Annotated in this window: 15 protein-coding genes; 4 read left to right on the forward strand and 11 right to left on the reverse strand. The window is 50.7% G+C overall.

Translation table 11 applies throughout. From position 1 onward, the window contains the following. Window positions 1-118 precede the first annotated feature (118 nt). The 7 genes from A7K91_RS18065 to A7K91_RS18095 form a co-directional block, all read right to left on the reverse strand. Entirely contained in the window at window positions 119-1,432 is a 1,314-nt protein-coding gene (locus tag A7K91_RS18065) for an LLM class flavin-dependent oxidoreductase (RefSeq protein ID WP_068685298.1), read from the reverse strand. Between the two features lie 121 nt (window positions 1,433-1,553). Then, complete coding sequence (locus tag A7K91_RS18070; RefSeq protein WP_245697636.1) at window positions 1,554-2,525, reverse strand: ABC transporter permease; 972 nt, start codon at window positions 2,523-2,525, stop codon at window positions 1,554-1,556. Then, complete coding sequence (locus tag A7K91_RS18075; protein ID WP_068685301.1) at window positions 2,486-3,295, reverse strand: ABC transporter permease; 810 nt, start codon at window positions 3,293-3,295, stop codon at window positions 2,486-2,488. The genes A7K91_RS18070 and A7K91_RS18075 overlap by 40 nt, the downstream gene beginning before the upstream one ends. 44 nt (window positions 3,296-3,339) lie before the next feature. Then, window positions 3,340-4,440, reverse strand: coding sequence for an aliphatic sulfonate ABC transporter substrate-binding protein (locus tag A7K91_RS18080; RefSeq protein ID WP_068685303.1), 1,101 nt, complete (start codon window positions 4,438-4,440; stop codon window positions 3,340-3,342). Window positions 4,441-4,474: 34 nt separating this feature from the next. Continuing rightward, entirely contained in the window at window positions 4,475-5,263 is a 789-nt protein-coding gene (locus tag A7K91_RS18085; protein ID WP_068685305.1) for an ABC transporter ATP-binding protein, read from the reverse strand. Between the two features lie 196 nt (window positions 5,264-5,459). Further along, window positions 5,460-6,053 carry a TetR/AcrR family transcriptional regulator gene (locus A7K91_RS18090; protein WP_068685382.1) on the reverse strand — a complete coding sequence of 198 codons (594 nt, stop codon included), beginning with the start codon at window positions 6,051-6,053 and terminating at the stop codon, window positions 5,460-5,462. A gap of 110 nt (window positions 6,054-6,163) precedes the next feature. Beyond that, on the reverse strand, window positions 6,164-6,535 hold the full coding sequence (locus A7K91_RS18095) for a hypothetical protein (RefSeq protein WP_156739643.1): 372 nt from the start codon (window positions 6,533-6,535) through the stop codon (window positions 6,164-6,166). A gap of 200 nt (window positions 6,536-6,735) precedes the next feature. On the opposite strand from A7K91_RS18095, the gene A7K91_RS18100 reads away from it, so the two are divergent. Beyond that, window positions 6,736-8,727 carry an AraC family transcriptional regulator gene (locus tag A7K91_RS18100; RefSeq protein WP_068685309.1) on the forward strand — a complete coding sequence of 664 codons (1,992 nt, stop codon included), beginning with the start codon at window positions 6,736-6,738 and terminating at the stop codon, window positions 8,725-8,727. Window positions 8,728-8,904: 177 nt separating this feature from the next. Here A7K91_RS18100 and A7K91_RS18105 read toward each other — a convergent pair whose 3' ends face one another. The 4 genes from A7K91_RS18105 to A7K91_RS18120 form a co-directional block, all read right to left on the reverse strand. After that, window positions 8,905-9,795, reverse strand: a complete 891-nt coding sequence (locus A7K91_RS18105) for a phosphotransferase family protein (RefSeq protein ID WP_068685311.1) — start codon at window positions 9,793-9,795, stop codon at window positions 8,905-8,907. A 178-nt stretch (window positions 9,796-9,973) separates the two neighbouring features. Further along, window positions 9,974-11,032, reverse strand: coding sequence for a suppressor of fused domain protein (locus A7K91_RS18110; protein WP_068685384.1), 1,059 nt, complete (start codon window positions 11,030-11,032; stop codon window positions 9,974-9,976). A gap of 34 nt (window positions 11,033-11,066) precedes the next feature. Beyond that, window positions 11,067-11,441 carry a PilZ domain-containing protein gene (locus tag A7K91_RS18115; protein ID WP_068685313.1) on the reverse strand — a complete coding sequence of 125 codons (375 nt, stop codon included), beginning with the start codon at window positions 11,439-11,441 and terminating at the stop codon, window positions 11,067-11,069. Between the two features lie 119 nt (window positions 11,442-11,560). Beyond that, entirely contained in the window at window positions 11,561-12,079 is a 519-nt protein-coding gene (locus tag A7K91_RS18120; RefSeq protein ID WP_068685315.1) for a GNAT family N-acetyltransferase, read from the reverse strand. A 196-nt stretch (window positions 12,080-12,275) separates the two neighbouring features. On the opposite strand from A7K91_RS18120, the gene A7K91_RS18125 reads away from it, so the two are divergent. From A7K91_RS18125 to A7K91_RS26865, 3 genes are all read left to right on the forward strand, one after another. After that, entirely contained in the window at window positions 12,276-13,559 is a 1,284-nt protein-coding gene (locus tag A7K91_RS18125; protein ID WP_068685317.1) for a DUF1266 domain-containing protein, read from the forward strand. Window positions 13,560-13,704: 145 nt separating this feature from the next. After that, window positions 13,705-14,613, forward strand: a complete 909-nt coding sequence (locus A7K91_RS18130; protein WP_068685319.1) for a DMT family transporter — start codon at window positions 13,705-13,707, stop codon at window positions 14,611-14,613. Between the two features lie 851 nt (window positions 14,614-15,464). Then, window positions 15,465-15,665: a hypothetical protein gene (locus A7K91_RS26865; protein WP_068685321.1), complete on the forward strand. Its 201-nt coding sequence runs from the start codon at window positions 15,465-15,467 to the stop codon at window positions 15,663-15,665. Window positions 15,666-15,667: the final 2 nt, after the last annotated feature.

The following is a 15,667-nucleotide window of genomic DNA, read 5'->3' on the forward strand; positions in this document are numbered from 1 at the left end:
CTTCGGGTTTCAGTCGATCGCTGGAACGGCGGGCAGCTTGTGCCCGCAATCCCGACACAAAAAACGAGACTGCCTCGGTTTCTAAAGAACCGGGAATCCCGTTTTTTTATCATTTATATCATTTTTCCAGCCCGAGATGATCTCTTAGCGTATCGCCTTCATAGTCTTGGCGGAATCTTCCTCGCCGTTGAAGAATGGGCACTACTTCATCAACAAAAAGCGAAAAATCACCCGGCAAAACAGGAGGCATTATGTTAAAGCCGTCGCAGCCGCCTTCCTCGTACCACTGAATCATCAGGTCTGCCAAGCGTTCCGGCGTGCCGATAAACTGCAAATGCCCTCTTGCGCCAAGAAAGATGCGTCCAAGCTCCAGAATCGACAGCTTTTTGTTATAGGCGAGATCCATAAATAGCTGTACTCTGCTCTTCATTCCATTGGAGCTTGCCACTAGATCAATCGGAAGCTGGGGCAAAGGCTGATCTGCGGAATAGCCGCTCAAATCATAATTAACGAAACGCGAGATGACCTCCACCGCCATTGCGGGAGTGATCAGCTCCTGAAGCTCCTCATGCCTCCGCTTGGCCTCGGCGTCCGTCGATCCGATGATCGGCGAAAGGCCCGGCATAATTTTGGCGCTGCCCCGCGCCCTGCCCGCTATCGCTAACTGGTCGCCAACAGCGTCATGGAATTGCCGTGCAGATTCTAGAGATTGCTGCGCCGTGAACACAACATCGGCAAAACGTCCCGCAAAGCCTTGGCCTTGGCTGGAAGAGCCCGCTTGAATCAAAACGGGCCGTCCTTGCGGAGAACGCGGCACATTCAGGTAACCTTTGGCACCATACCAGCGACCCTTGTAGTCCACTTCCTTGAGCTGTCCAAAATCGGCAAAACGTCCGCCAGCCCGGTCAAGCAGCAGCGTGTCTTCCCCCCAGCTATCCCACAGCTTCGCCACCACTTCCGTAAACTCCTCCGCCATTTCGTAGCGGAGAGCATGATCGGGATGTTTCTCCCTTCCGTAGTTCAACGCCTCCAGATCCAGTTGGGAGGTTACGATATTCCACGCCGCCCTGCCTCCGCTGATATGATCAAGCGAAGCCATGGCGCGGGCTACATTGTAAGGCTCGCTGTAGGTTGTGGAGATGGTTCCCGCAAGCCCCAGCTTTCCCGTAGCGCCCGCGATTGCGGACAAAACAACGACAGGGTCCAGCATGCCGTTAGCCGCTCCTTCGGAGGGCTGGACGTACAACAGATTAGCCAAAAACAGCATATCGAACCTGCCGCGCTCCGCCGTTTTGGCCAACTCCACATAATAAGGCAGCTTGAACATATTTTCGGCGCCGGATTCGGAATGGCGCCAGCCCGCATGATGATGACCGGCATAATAAATGAAGGCGCCTAAATGAAGGCGGCCGTCCCTTTTCTGTAAGCTCATACTCTTTGTCCTTTCTGCTCTAGCAAATTATAAATTCAGCTATCAGAGGCAGGCGGTCGCCGTATGAATAGTTCTTCCGAGCGCTTATGCCATTGCTATTAGTTGAACTTATACTTCGTCTCTAGCCTTTGTATACATCGCGCCAGCCCAGCCACTTTTTCTCCAGGCGGCGCACGGCGAGATCCGATAACCGGCCGGCAAGCGCAAAAATCAAGATGCCGGCAAACACGATATCCGTGCGGGTATACGTCCGGGCATCCTGAATCATGTAGCCGATGCCCGCGCTGGTCGCCATCATCTCCGCCACCACGAGCACCAGCCAGGCATTGCCCGCAGCAAGACGGAAACCAAGCAGCACATTGGGCAAGGCCGAAGGCAAAATCAGCTTGGTCAGCCGCTGCCAGGTCGAATAATTTAAAATTTGCGTAACCTGGTAAAGCTTGCTTTCCACGGACCGCACGCCAAGATACGTATTCACGTAGACGGGGAAAAAAGCTCCCAGGGAGATCATTAATATTTTGGAAAACTCGCCGATGCCAAACCACAGAATAAACAGGGGAATGAGCGCCAGCAGCGGGACGGTGCGCAGCATTTGCAGAGAAGGATCGAGCATTTTACCAGCAATACGCCCCAAGCCCGTAAACAGTCCCAGAAGCAGTCCCGTCAATGTACCTAACGCAAATCCAAAAATAACCCTCTTTAAGCTAATAAACAGATGCCGCCACAGCTCGCCGTTTACCGCCTCCGTATAATAGCTTTTAATAATAGCGGTTGGGGCAGGCAGCTGGTCGGCTGATATCCAGCCGAATGTGCCGGACAGCTGCCATAGCACCACAACGCCAATGGGCAAAATCCAGCCATGCAGGTAAGGAGGCACGCGTTCCAGCAAGCCCGATGATTTGCCTGTCAACCTGCCAGTCAGTCCGCCGCTTGGCTTGTCGCTCTTAGGGGTGGATGCCATTCCGTTTCTCCGCTTCTGCGCTTGGCCTGTGCCCGCCGGGCTCTGACCGTCGATTTGCACCTGGGCAGTCGGAAGCGCAGCCTGCTTGTCGCTCATCCCTTCACCGCCTCCGCTTTGTAGGTGTCCTGCCATGACAGCAGCCTGCGCTCCAGCATTTTGACCAATGAATCGCTAAGCTTGCCAACCAGCGCAAATACAATAATGCCAACAATGACAAGGCTGGTGATGGAAAAGGATCTTGCATCCATTATCAAATAACCAAAGCCGGAGCTTGCGCCCATCATTTCCGCTACCACCAGACTTAGCCAGGCGATGCCAAGCGAAAGCCTGATGCCTAGCAATATACTTGGCAGCGCAGCCGGCACAATAAGCTTCAGGATCATGTCCTTGCGCCTAAACTCCAGCACTCTTGCCACATCGAACAGCTTGCTGTCGACGGAACGGATACCCAGAAATGTGTTAACATATAGTGGGAAAAATGCCCCTTTGGCAATAATCAGCACCATCGATAACTCCCCAAAGCCGAACCATAAAATAAACAGCGGAGCAATGACCAGATGGGGCAAGGTGCGCAGCACCTGAATCGAGGGATCGACCAGCCGTTCCATCCGATACGAAAAGCCTGCCCAGATACCGGCTAACAGCCCTGCCCCGCCGCCCAGCACAAAACCTTGCAGAGCCCGCCATGCGGAAATGCCCAGATGATGCAGCATTTCACCGGAGCTTGCCAATGCCGCAAATTCCTCAACGATGGTCCAAGGCGACGGCAGCAAAATCGGATTTAAAAGCTCAAGGGCCGCCGCTGCCTGCCAGCTTGCTACAATCGCCAGCGGCAGCAGCCAGCCCAGCAGCGCATTTCCAGCAGCAAGGCGAAGCCGTGTCGCAGCCCCTTCTTTTTTCACTTCAACCGCCGCCTTTCTCCTGTTTTCTCATCCGGCTCGCAGCATTAAGGCTGAGCCGCTGCCAGAGCCGCATCAATGAATTGATTGTCGATAATATCCGCAACTTTGATTTCCTTGCGAATGGTTTTGATCTCAAATTGGAAGTCCGCCGTCTTCTGCAATTCGGCCGCCGTCGCTTCGCTGACCGGAATATTAGTTTGGCGGCTGTTGGTCAAAATGCCTTGTATGACGGCCTCCGGCACGCCGCGCTCCCCGGCATATCGTTTTACCGCTTCCTCGTAATTGTTTTCCTCCCACAGTCTGGCCTTCTCCAATACCGATAAGTATAGCGTCACCAGCTCCGGATAATCGGCCGCTATCTTCTCCCGCACAATGTAGAAGGAATGCGACAAGATGCCAAGGTCGCTGCCATCAGCAAGCACCTTCCCTTTGCCGGTCAATATCTCCAGCGTAATGTAAGGCTCCCAGGTTGCCCATGCATCAACATTGCCGCCTTCAAAGGCAGGCTGAGATTCATTAGGCTGCAGGTTGATCGTTTCAATATCCGACGAGGACAAACCGGCTTCCTTCAGGCCTCTGTGCAGGAAGTTAAAGGCGTTGCTGCCTGTCGTCACCGTTACCTTTTTCCCCTTCAGGTCGCTGATCGAAGCCGCTTCGCTGTCTGGCGGAACAATAATAGCCACGTTGTTTTTACCGTCAAGCGCTTCGGAAATAATACGGAAGGGGATGCCGGCAGCCTGAGCCGCCACAACTGGCAAATTGCCAAGTCCCGCAAAGTCCAGCTTGCCGGATGCCATTGCTTCGGTCATGGGAGGGCCGCTCTGGAATTCAGCCCATTCAATCGTGACGCCCAGCTTGCCAAACTCGTCCTCAAACCATTTTTCCTCTCTTGCTTTGCCCCATAATCCGCCGCTGCCCTGTACGCCGAGCACCAGCTTGAGACCTTTGTAATCCTTGACCGCTTCTTCGCCGCCCTTATTATCGCCTTCCTGCCCGGCCGTTGCTTCCGCCGTCGCACTTCCCGCTGATCCGTTCCCGGATTTTCCGGAGTTTCCACCGTTTCCGCCATTTGAGCTAGTGCCGCAAGCAGCGGCCGCCAGTGCTACCATCATCAAAACCGCTACTGTCAAAATCCATTTTTTCATAGGTTTCCACTCCTTCTAGAGGTTGAACGTAATTTTAAATATGTGACCCGAAATCAACAGCTGGCCCTTCCACTTTCTCGAATTCATTCATTATTGTGCGGCGCCAATCCTGAAAGGCGGTACCACTCCGCTCACGCGGATAAGTCAGCTTGACGGGGAGGATGGAACGAATATGGCCCGGCCGCGGCTCCATAATGACCACCCGCTGTCCCAAAAAGACAGCTTCGTCAATATCGTGCGTGACCAGCAGCATGGTCGTCTTGTTTTTCTCCCATATTTCCAGCAGCGCCTCCTGCATATGAACTCTTGTAAAAGCGTCCAATGCGCCAAACGGCTCATCAAGCAGCAGCACCTCCGGATTGCGGAGCAGCGCTCTGGCGATAGCAACCCGCTGGGCCATCCCGCCGGACAGCTCCCGGGGATATGCTTTTTCAAAGCCGCGCAGCTTTACCAGCTCAACCAGCCCATGGACTCTGTCCCGTACTCCGGAATCTCTCAGGGACAAATTGCCCGCAATATTTTGCAGGACGTTCATCCAGGGAAATAAGCGAGGCTCCTGAAAAATAACGCCTTTATCGACGCCGGGTCCGCTTATCGCTTTCCCGTTCAGCAGAACGGGGCCGGCGTAACCGGTATCCAGTCCCGCTACGATTTTCAGCAGGGTGCTTTTGCCGCAGCCGCTGGGACCAATGATCGTTAGAAGCTCGCCTTTATTGACGGTTAAGGTAATATTTTTTAGCGCTTCGACCCGGCCTCCCGGCGTTTCAAATATTTTGTTTAAGTCATTAATTAACAACAGAGGTTCAGATTTTGTATTATTCATCAATTTAAACAATTCACCCCTATTTACTCGGATTTATAAATAAAAAAAAGATTCCTCATCGAATAGCTGCTCCGGCGGACCGGAAGCTGCCTCATATGGTTATCCATTCACCAACAAACCGAACCTTGATTCGGTTTGTTGTATTGAATTATAACCACCGTCAGGAATCTCTGTCAATGCTTTTGTATGATATTTCTCACTTCACAAACAGGTTTACTATGCTTTGAGCTTCTACAGCAACCGGAACCTCGTATCCTGGCGCCTTTTGCAGCGTAAGCCCCTGGATCAGGCTGACCAAATAAAAGGCCAACTGGGTGGGATCGCCGTCCTTGATTTCACCCCGCTTTTGCCCTTCTGCCATAATGGAGGCGATTGGTGCGAGGTTATCCGTGAATCGGTCCGTTACATCCCTTCGGATTTGATGCGAGATAAGATGGCTTGTTCGTACATTCTGGCGAATCATCGTAAGCGCCCAGTTTTCTTCCACCGTCAGCCAATCCCGTGTTAGTCTGGCCAGCTTGGCGAGCGGCGGCTCATCGAGCCGCTCCAGTTCCCTGACCAGCTCGCCATAATTTTGCTGGGAACGCTTCAGCAGCACATCCAGCAGCTCCTCTTTTGACTTGAAATAATGATACAAATTGCCGATGCTGATTCCAGCTGCCTGAGCGATATCCTTCATGCTGGTTGCGCCGATTCCTTTGCCTGCTATCGTATAGACGGCAGAATCCAATATGTCGCTTATCTTCTGATCTCTGTGCTGCATGTCTCGGTCAACGTTCCGGGGTGACAACTTCATTCCTCGTTTCATGGCCTTTTTTTTCGTATTGTATCATACATCCTCTTTGCGACATATTTGGTTCGGCTGGATTTCCTTCCAAATAGTCCTCGCATTCTATCCCATTATTGCGCCAGCTTGCCTAAACGGTTAATAGGAGCTGCCATCCAGCCTTCCGAATTGGCTGGCTGCATTCCCACCGCTTTCCCGGTATTGGCATCTGCCGACAATTCCAGAAACCACGCTTCATCGTCCGTCGCCAACGCCAGATCGATCAAATCCGGAACAAGCGGACTTCCCGCAAGCTGAACATCCGGCAGAGCCCTTAGCCATATTGAACGCACGCTCGTCTTTTTGCCGATTAAGGGCTCCTGGTCGCTTTTCACCACATAAACAGAAGCGATCCCTCTAATATTATCCAGAGAATCAACAAATCCGTGAATCAATGCGCCTTCTCTCGTTCTGCCCATAACCCAATCCTCGACGTGAATATTCATATGCCGCACCGCCTCTGCTTTTTTTATTTCAACTGTAACAATAATGTTTACACTTGTTTCTGTAATTGTATTAATTACAGTTACAGTTGTCAAGTCCTGCCCCTCATTCTGGACACTGCCTTTTATAGGTTACAGCTTTACGTTGATAATCGTTATCAATATAATGGTGATAAGGCAACTGCATGAAGGAGCGAATGTTTATGTTAAGACTGGACGAGCAAATTTTGCTATGGAACCATACATCTGTCAAAGTGCTGGATATTCGGCAAATGAGATTGGAAGCCCGGGAAGAGATTGCGGGGTACCGCCTGCCCGCTAACGCTTTTATTTGCTCCTTTCAGGGAGGTGCTCAAGTTCGGCTAAACGGCACGGCTTACCGGATGGAGAGATCCCATGTTTTGCATGGCGTTTGCGGGGCAACCCTTCATATCGCGGCTAATGAGCCCTTCCATTATTGGCTTGTCCTTTACAAAGCTTCCTTGATGCTGCCGCCCGCAAAGCGATGGTTCAGCTTATTTTCCAATAACCGTCCCTTTCATGAAATGTTCAGCTTCGCTCCATTAAATCCCTTGGCCTTACAAAACCTTCTGGAGCAAATGCATCGGGATTGGAGCAGCCGCGATCCCCTTCTTACTCTACGCGCAAGGTCGTTCTTTTTTCCGTTTGTCTACGAGCTGCTTAGTCAGATGAAATGCGCCGGGATGGAGTCGCTGCGCCCTGATCCCCTCACACAGGCGCTCCGCTATATGGAAGAGCGTTACATGCAGCCGATTACACTGGAGGAGATGGCAGCCATGCTTGGCTGCAGCGTCAGCTATGTCACCAAGCTGTTCAAAAAAAAGCTGCAAACCAGCCCGATGCGCCATCTTGCGGAATTGCGGCTTGAGGCTGCAGCCAAGCTGCTGCTTCAATCTGACGCTCCGCTTCAGCTTATTGCCGAGCAGGTCGGTTATCCCGATGCACACGCGTTAAGCCGAAGCTTCAAAAAGCATTACCGCTATTCGCCTTCAGCCTTCAGATCAAGAGCCGATGCCGCACCAAAAACAATACCAAAAATGCCAGCTCGCCGTACCGGATTTGCCCTTCTTCCCCCTTCGTCTCAATGCTATAGTGTTGATGGCGGTGAAAACCATTCTCACTTAAAGGAATATGGAGGGGTATCCTTGTACAAAACAAAAAAATCAGCTTCATTTACGGCTGCAACATTAATGATCGGCTTATCGCTTCTGCTGAGCGCCTGCTCCGGCAATCCGGCTCCCGGCCCATCGCCCGCAGCCTCCGAAAGCGCGTCGGCTATTCAGGCAACGGCAACGCCGGCAGCCCAGGAAAGCACAGCCCCGGCTGCCGCAACAAAAGTATATACGAGCAGCTTCGGCAGTGTTACGATTCCAGCCAATCCCGAGCGGATTGTCGATTTGACGGGCAGCGCTATCGGCAACCTGCTTCAGCTAGGCGTCAAACCAATCGCCGCTGTAGATTTTGGACTGGAAAATCCGTTTCATGAAGGCATGATAGAGGGCATCCAAAATATAGGCGACGGCAGCGATCCCGAGGCCATTCTTACGCTTGATCCCGATCTGATCATTATATTCAGCTACGTGGGCGAAGAGGTTTACGAAACGCTTTCGCAAATCGCCCCAACCGTCCGCCTTGAATACGGCGCGCAAAAACCGGCAGAGCTGCTGCTTGAATTTGGTAAAATAACGGGCAAAGAGGAAGAAGCCCAAAGCTGGGTGGACAATTGGAAGCAAAAAATTGAAGCCGTCAAACCCGATATTGTGGCGGCCGTCGGCGACAAAACCGTGTCGATTCTTCAGCCCCATGCCAAAGGCATTTACGGCTGGGGAAATAAAGGCGGACGAGGCGGAGAAATTTTGTATGACGAGTTTGGTTTAAAAGCTCCTCCGCTGGTCAAGGAACAACTGATTGACGGAGAATTGGCCGGCCAGGACTTTTCGCTGGAGCAGCTGCCCCAATATGCCGGGGACTTTATTTTTACAAGCGAATTCGGCTGGGACAACGACACCTCCGGCTTGGCTTCCGCCCTTTACGATACCGCTCTGTGGAAAAATCTTGACGCCGTAAAAAATGGAAATGTGTTCCGCATTGATCCAATGGGCTTTTATTATAATGACCCTATCTCGCTGGAAAAACAGCTGGACTTTATCGTCGAAAGCTTACTGGGAAAATAGAGACTTGCCAAAATAATGGAATGAATAGATGCATAACAAGAAGCCGCCTCATCTCATCTGAAGCATACAGCAGATGAGATGGGCGGCTTCTGCCGCATTATTATAGCCAAGAATATCTTGCCGCTGCACCAGCCGATAAAACAGGCCATCTACAGTGTTGACGATATATCAATCCTGTTAAAGTACAGCAGTACGCTCAAGACTTTCTCTTATATCTTTGATCAAAAGAACTTTTTCAGCCTCGGTGATGCCGTCCGCGCAAAGCTTTCGCGCCAATGCCGGCAAAATCCACGGCTCAGCCTCTTCTCTCGTAATACCCGTCTCCTTGCGGTATTCATCCAGAAAAACAGCAATCATCTCTTCTCTCCAGGCATCAAAACGCTTTAGGGCGGCCGGCGGCAGGGTAGAGGGCAAAATTGCATATCTAACCATAATGATATATTCCGCCAAATCCGCCTCTGGATTGCCGGCAGAAGCATTCATCCAATCCAGCATGACGTAGGTTCCGTCATCCTTTATCATAATATTTTTAGGATTTGGATCACCGTGGCAAAACGCATTTTTTGAGGGTAATCCCTCCAAAATAGCAGCAATTTTATCCGTTTCGCCTTTTGTCAAATATCCGGCTGCTTGTATCGCATATTTCATGCTTTCTCTCTGGGAAGGCAAGGAGCCATCATGCGGCTTGCTATGAATGGCGGCAAGGGCCCGGGCCGTCAGCCGAACGTCATTTTCTATAATTGGCGTGTCAGCTAAAGAGCTTGAGGCTTCCTTGGACAGCTCTCTCAAAAAACGCTCCATAACCGTCTCGCCATAAATACGTTCAAAAATGATAGCTGGCCGCTCCTCCACCTTCAACAACCGGAAAGGCTGCGTGACTGGCAATCCGCTTTCCCATGCCAGCTTGTTATTGGCAAACTCCTTCTCCATGGCATCAAACCCCGTGTTGGGTTTAGCTATTTTGATAATTTGCCCGGCATCGCCCCAAACAAACACCTCCGAGCACCCGCCTTCGGCAATCTTTTTACCTAAATGGTGATCCGGTTCTGTTCTCGATTCCTCTGTCATCTTCCAAGCCCCTTTGCCATAAGTCCCATTTCTTACACTGCGAGTTTTTGGAAATTCAGGTAAGTTTCACTTTAGATTAGAACATTATGTAAGCGTAGTCAATAATTTTCTCGACATATAAAAAAAGACTGATTGACTCTCTGAAGAGTTGACAATCAGCCTTGTGCAATTATTGGAGTCAGCCTATCGTTTGTACGATGTTTCCATCGGTATCCTTAATGTGAGTAGGCACAATTTCAATGATAACTGACGGGAAGGATGGAGGAATGATCTTTCCTGCAACGGGCTGTAGCAAAAAGCCCCATTCCTGGGCAGTCTCTGGAGACAGCAGCAAATCGATGCCGCCGTCCCTCTCCTCGACGGCGTTGGATTCACCCGGCTTTAATACAATCTGGCAGCTGGACGAAACCAGAGTGAGCGTCCGATTATACGGTAACCGCCCGCTGAGCAGTCCCCCAACAATAGCCGCCTGCTTTGCGCCGACCGTAAGAATATATATCCCTGCTTCGTCCCCCTCTTCGCCGCCGCGCCAATCCAGCTGCTCCACGAATAAAATCCCCGTGCTGGACCCTTCACGCTTTGCTCCATCCGTAATGGCTTCAAGCGCCTCGGGACGCTCCAGAATGGAAGGCCGCTCCAAATCCGTCATGTACAGTGGATAATAAGTCTTCAGAGTCTCCAGCAGACCATTCGTATTCCACATCTGGGTGGCCTGCAGCTCGTCGGCGGTAATTCCTACCACCTGAACAAACTCCACCATTCCGTTTGGCGTATGTATTTCTCCAAGCACGGGATCGGTGACAAAACCAAGCGCAGTCAGCCTCGTGTCGGATTCCAGCCTGATGGGGCTGTTGGCATCCATATGGTCGCCGGAATGAAAAACATTCCCGCTTTTGAATACATAACGGGCCAAATTTTGCAGCAAATTCATACACCAGGCGGGGGGTTCATCCTCTCCCGGCTCTTTCGCCAGACGCATCGTCAGCTCGAAGCCATAGCCGCTATACGTCTCATCCTCGGATTCCTTCTCGTAAAGGTCGGAAAAACCGTACGTGACATAATGCCAATGCGGTACAGGCTGTTCCGCGCTATACACGCTAATGCCGTCAAGCGGGTCGTTGCCGCCCAGCATATAAGGTATTGACGTTCCGTAATGCCGCGCCTGCTGCTCCCCATAGATGTTCTCCAATGCCGTGTCTATGGCGTTCCAGCCGATTGCGTCAACTTCTTCACTCATAGCAGCTCCTCCTTCAACCTGAGAGAAATAATGATCAAACGGCGATAATGCGCCCATGCCCTGCAAGCTCCCGAAGCTCGCGCGGCAAAATATCATGATCCTCCTCCGGTATGTTCAGCTTGATGCCGTAGCGATTGCCTTCATCATCGGGCAGGCTCCAGCGAAGCTCTCCAACCAGAGTAAGGGGCTCTTCATTTAATACTAGCCCTAGACTAACCTCTATTTGTCGCTCCTCAATCGGAAGCAGCAGCGGCAGCCACACGCAACAGCCCGACTTGCTAATGTTGTAGAGAATAGCTTTAACGGGCTTGGAAAGCGTCTGTACGCCGTCAATGCTCAAAAGTCGAAGCTCAAACGCTATTGGCTCCTTGAATACGTATCGAAATGGGGTCTGTCTGCGATTGATCATAGAGGCCTCCGTTAGCGTAATTTTGTAACCGCTATTTTCTATTATACGTATTCATCGTCAGGAAAACAGAGGAAATGAATAAGTGACCCTATATTTTTCCTATATTTAGAGGGAATTCCTCAATTTGAAGGCTTTATTTCCCTATAATACAGATTAGTCGTATGATATTCTCCGTTTGCCGACTTCGCAAAACGGGGAATGCTGCCAGCTTTAATGTAGCCAAGCGATGTATACAGCTGATTGGAAGGATCGCCGTCCCTCGTATCCAGTACCAGCAGTGTTTTTCCCATTCCCATTGCAGTTGTTTCAGCGGCTTCCATCAACACGCGCCCGATCCCTCTCCGGCGAAAGCGCGGATGCGTCATAAGCTTGGCAATTTCTACACGGTGATCGCCGTTGGCCTTCATGCAGAAGTGCAACTGAACGGTACCAGCCAGCGCTCCATCCGCAAAAGCGCCTAACAAAAGCACATCGGGCGCTAATACGCCCCTCCAATAAGCCTCGGCCTCCCCAAGACTCAAAGGTGGAAGAAAACCGATAGACGCCCCTCCTTCAACAACCAGACTAAGCATCTCTGAAAATGGCGCTATATAGGGGTCGATTTCCGTAATTTGTTTAATAGCCAGTTCATTCGGCATTGTGTTTCCTCCTCGGCTTTTTGAAATATTTGAAAGGACGGCAGAGCCGGCCTTCTCCAGCTGCTGTTGTAATTATTATTGATTATACACCTTCTCATGAGAATCGGGACTATCGTTGTCAAACTTCTGAATCATGACAAAATAAGACTTTTTTTGATACGATTAGAGCCAACGACAGCGTAATGGGAGGTAAAGAATGACAGGAGCAGCAAACCGTCCCCTGATGTCTTTGGCTGAGGCCTACCGGCTGTCGAAAAAGTCGGAATTCAGGCGTCTTGGTATCGTAACCGCCCTGCTTTTTTTCGTTTTGGCGCTTTCGGTCGTTTTTTATTCCATTCAATTTGAATATGTGTATGCCTTTTTTATTCTGATCTCGACCTTGTTTTTGTGTTATCTGCTGGTTTGGCACAACAGGCTTACCGATTACCTTGGCTACAGGCGCTTTGTCAGGCAATGGCCTGAGCTGTGTGCTGTTCCGGAGCAAGTCGTTTGGATGTATATTTCCACTTCCGGCCTGCATGGCCATTTGTACAACATTGTAATAGCCGATTCCTTTGGCAACCGCCACCTGCTGGACTTCGCCGACGATTCCCTAATGGCCGAACGCTGGTTGCAGGCGGGAAAAGAGACCTTTCCGCTTTGTATTTTTGGACATGAGCCGGAAGACGGACTTTTTGACCTTTATACAAAAGACCCTGCCGTTTTTTACCTCTATGCCAAAAGACTTATGCAGCCCGTGAAGGGACTACCCGTTCTGTCGCTTCAGCAAGCCCGGCAGCATGCCCGGATGATGCCCGCACACACTCCCCCCTCTACCTTTGAAGGCTTGCCGCAGGACCCCATAATCCGGTTTATGGTCGGCTGCGACATCCGATTTTGCATCATGCCCAATGCTTACTCCATATTTGAAGTAATTAGAGAAACTGGCCTTTACGTTAACAAAATGCCGCTCTTTTTTGCTGAAATTTTCTACAGTCTGGATTATGCAAAAGATCGTTATCACGGCTCCGATTCTATAAAAGAAACGATGGAAAATGACGCCTTGGAGCGTCTGGCGCGATTTTGGGATATTACGGACAGGCCAAGCCTGATCCATTATTTGAATTGGCTTTTGCAAACCGGGCAACGGGGCGATATTAACATAAAGGAAATCAGCTCTGTCCGGAACATATTCCCTCATGTTCGTACAACGGCAGGTTTTGATATTGCGCGATTTGTACAAATCGTCCGATGCGGGCTCGTGACGGGGTTATTGAATGATTCCGATGAGGCCGAAGCATGGCTCGCAAAATGCCATCGTTTGTTTACGTGCCATTTTGCCGGATACGATGATTTTGTAGACAGTTATCTGGCGGGGTTATATGCCTGGAGTCCCACTGCGTATCAGGCAGGACTGCAGGGAGTTTGTTATGCGTATATGAACCCATATTGCCCGTGGAACACGCATAAAGGCGGAAGCCTCCATTTTAATACAAAGTGATGTGACACCTTCAATACAAAGTGACGTGACAGCCCTCCTTCCCATTTCACAAAAATCCCCTAACTGTTAATTTTGTCATAGACTTATCCCCTGCCGCTGGCTTTATAATGACGGGTATGTCTAAAAACAAGGAGAGCTGTTTTTCATGTGGTTTGTATTTGCACTATTAACCGCCATCGCCTGGGGCGGCGCGGATTTATTTTATAAGAAAGGCAGCGACCGCGGCGACCGGTTCAGCCATCTCAAAATCGTCATCATGGTCGGTTTGGTCATGGGGATACACGGTTTGTCCTATATGCTCATCAAAGGAATTGCCTTTGATCCCTTTGATATGCTTCGCTATTTGCCTGTATCAGCGCTTTATATCCTTTCTATGACCATTGGCTACATCGGCCTGCGGTACATCGAGCTGTCCATATCCTCCCCGGTTCAAAATTCTTCTGGGGCCATTACAGCGATTCTGCTGTACATCTTTTTTACGCATAGCCTCGGCGTTTTGCAGATTGTTGGCATTATTGTGGTCACAACTGGCGTTATCGGCATTGCCATTCTTGAAAAAAGGGCGGAACGGTCTGCGCTGCTCGCAAGCGCAACAACCATCGACCCCAAATATCAAATTGGCGTTATGGCCATTTTGTTTCCTATTTTGTACAGCCTCATCGACGGTTTGGGGACGTTTGCGGACGGCATCTATTTGGACGAACTGGAGCTGATTAGTGAAGACGCCGCTTTACTGGCTTATGAATTCACCTTTTTTGCCTGCGCAGTGCTTGTTTTTATTTATTTGCGGTGGGTCAAAAAAGTACGCTTTAACCTTCTGGGAGAGCGTGTTAAGGGCTATGCCGCGATTTTTGAAACGATCGGCCAGTTTTTCTATGTGTTTGCGATGTCCAGCAATGCCATTATTGCGGCTCCATTGATCGCATCCTACAGCATTTTTTCGATTCTATTATCCCGCATTTTCCTCAAGGAGAAGCTAAGCAAAACACAATACGCCGTCATTGTGTTTGTCCTGATCGGCATTGCACTGCTCGGCATAGCGGACGAGTTGTAGCCGCGCCGGCGGGTTGCGCTGCTAGGCATTGCGGGCAAGTTGTAGCCGCGCCGCGGGTTGCGCTACTCGCCATTGCGGGCGAGTTGTAGCCGCACCGGCGGGTTGCGCTACTCTGCATTGCGGGCGAGTTGTAGCCGCGCCGGCGGGTTGCGCTGCTCGACATTGCGGGCGAGTTGTAGCCGCACCGGCGGGTTGCGCTACTAGGCATTGCGGACGAGTTGTAGCCGCACCGGCGGGTTGCGCTACTAGGCATTGCGGGCGAGATGTAACGGTCCTGGGTTGCGGGGCTCGGTATAGCAGACGAACTGCAGCGGTCACGTAGGACAAGTGAAAGAGAGTTGGCAGAAGGGCTCGCAGGTGATTCGGCCTTGCCCTGATGGGTCTGCCGATTTGTACGATTTTTCGTACAATGTAGCCCGCTTCCACATGGGATTCTGCCGGTTTGTACGATTTTTCATACAATTCCACCCATTTCCACATGAGATTCTGCCGATTTGTATGATTTTTCGTACAAATCCTCATTTATGCCAGGCGGTTTGATCCCTTTTGTACGATTTTTCATACAATGCCGCCCATTTCCACATGCGATTCTGTCGGATTGTACGATTTTTCGTACAAACCGACTCTTTACAGGCTAGATGCTCCACCTTTCCCGCCGTTTATTGTTATCCCGTCCCTTTTGTTTCACACGGCAATACCAGATTACAGAAAACCCCAACTGTCACTATTGTCTCATTACCGGAGTCACTAGAGTTATCAGAGTTATCAGAGTTACCGGAGTTACTAGAGTTACCCGAGTTTACTGAAGTTACCCAGGTTGCTGGAGTTACTGGTGTGCTGGAGTTACTGGTGTGCTGGAGTTGCTGGTGTTGCTGGTGTTGCTGGTGTTGCTGGTGTTGCTGGTGTTGCTGGTGTTGCTGGTGTTGCTGGTGTTGCTGGTGTTGCTGGTGTTGCTGGTGTTGCTGGTGTTACTGGTGTGCTGGAGTTACTGGTGTTGCCTCATTACCGGGGTTGCAGGAGTTCCGCCTTATCGTAGCTTCGGCAATTACTGAAG

The organism is Paenibacillus oryzae (assembly GCF_001675045.1).
GTDB lineage: Bacteria > Bacillota > Bacilli > Paenibacillales > Paenibacillaceae > Pristimantibacillus > Pristimantibacillus oryzae.

Bases quoted from the DNA above. Each gene is read 5' to 3' on its own strand.
- A7K91_RS18120 (WP_068685315.1), bottom strand. From the start codon at position 12,079: ATGCCGAATGAACTGGCTATTAAACAAATTACGGAAATCGACCCCTAT.
- A7K91_RS18085 (WP_068685305.1), bottom strand. From the start codon at position 5,263: ATGAATAATACAAAATCTGAACCTCTGTTGTTAATTAATGACTTAAAC.
- A7K91_RS18115 (WP_068685313.1), bottom strand. From the start codon at position 11,441: ATGATCAATCGCAGACAGACCCCATTTCGATACGTATTCAAGGAGCCA.
- A7K91_RS18095 (WP_156739643.1), bottom strand. From the start codon at position 6,535: ATGAATATTCACGTCGAGGATTGGGTTATGGGCAGAACGAGAGAAGGC.
- A7K91_RS18100 (WP_068685309.1), top strand. From the start codon at position 6,736: ATGTTAAGACTGGACGAGCAAATTTTGCTATGGAACCATACATCTGTC.
- A7K91_RS18070 (WP_245697636.1), bottom strand. From the start codon at position 2,525: ATGGCAGGACACCTACAAAGCGGAGGCGGTGAAGGGATGAGCGACAAG.
- A7K91_RS18110 (WP_068685384.1), bottom strand. From the start codon at position 11,032: ATGAGTGAAGAAGTTGACGCAATCGGCTGGAACGCCATAGACACGGCA.
- A7K91_RS18080 (WP_068685303.1), bottom strand. From the start codon at position 4,440: ATGAAAAAATGGATTTTGACAGTAGCGGTTTTGATGATGGTAGCACTG.
- A7K91_RS18130 (WP_068685319.1), top strand. From the start codon at position 13,705: ATGTGGTTTGTATTTGCACTATTAACCGCCATCGCCTGGGGCGGCGCG.
- A7K91_RS18105 (WP_068685311.1), bottom strand. From the start codon at position 9,795: ATGACAGAGGAATCGAGAACAGAACCGGATCACCATTTAGGTAAAAAG.
- A7K91_RS18125 (WP_068685317.1), top strand. From the start codon at position 12,276: ATGACAGGAGCAGCAAACCGTCCCCTGATGTCTTTGGCTGAGGCCTAC.
- A7K91_RS18065 (WP_068685298.1), bottom strand. From the start codon at position 1,432: ATGAGCTTACAGAAAAGGGACGGCCGCCTTCATTTAGGCGCCTTCATT.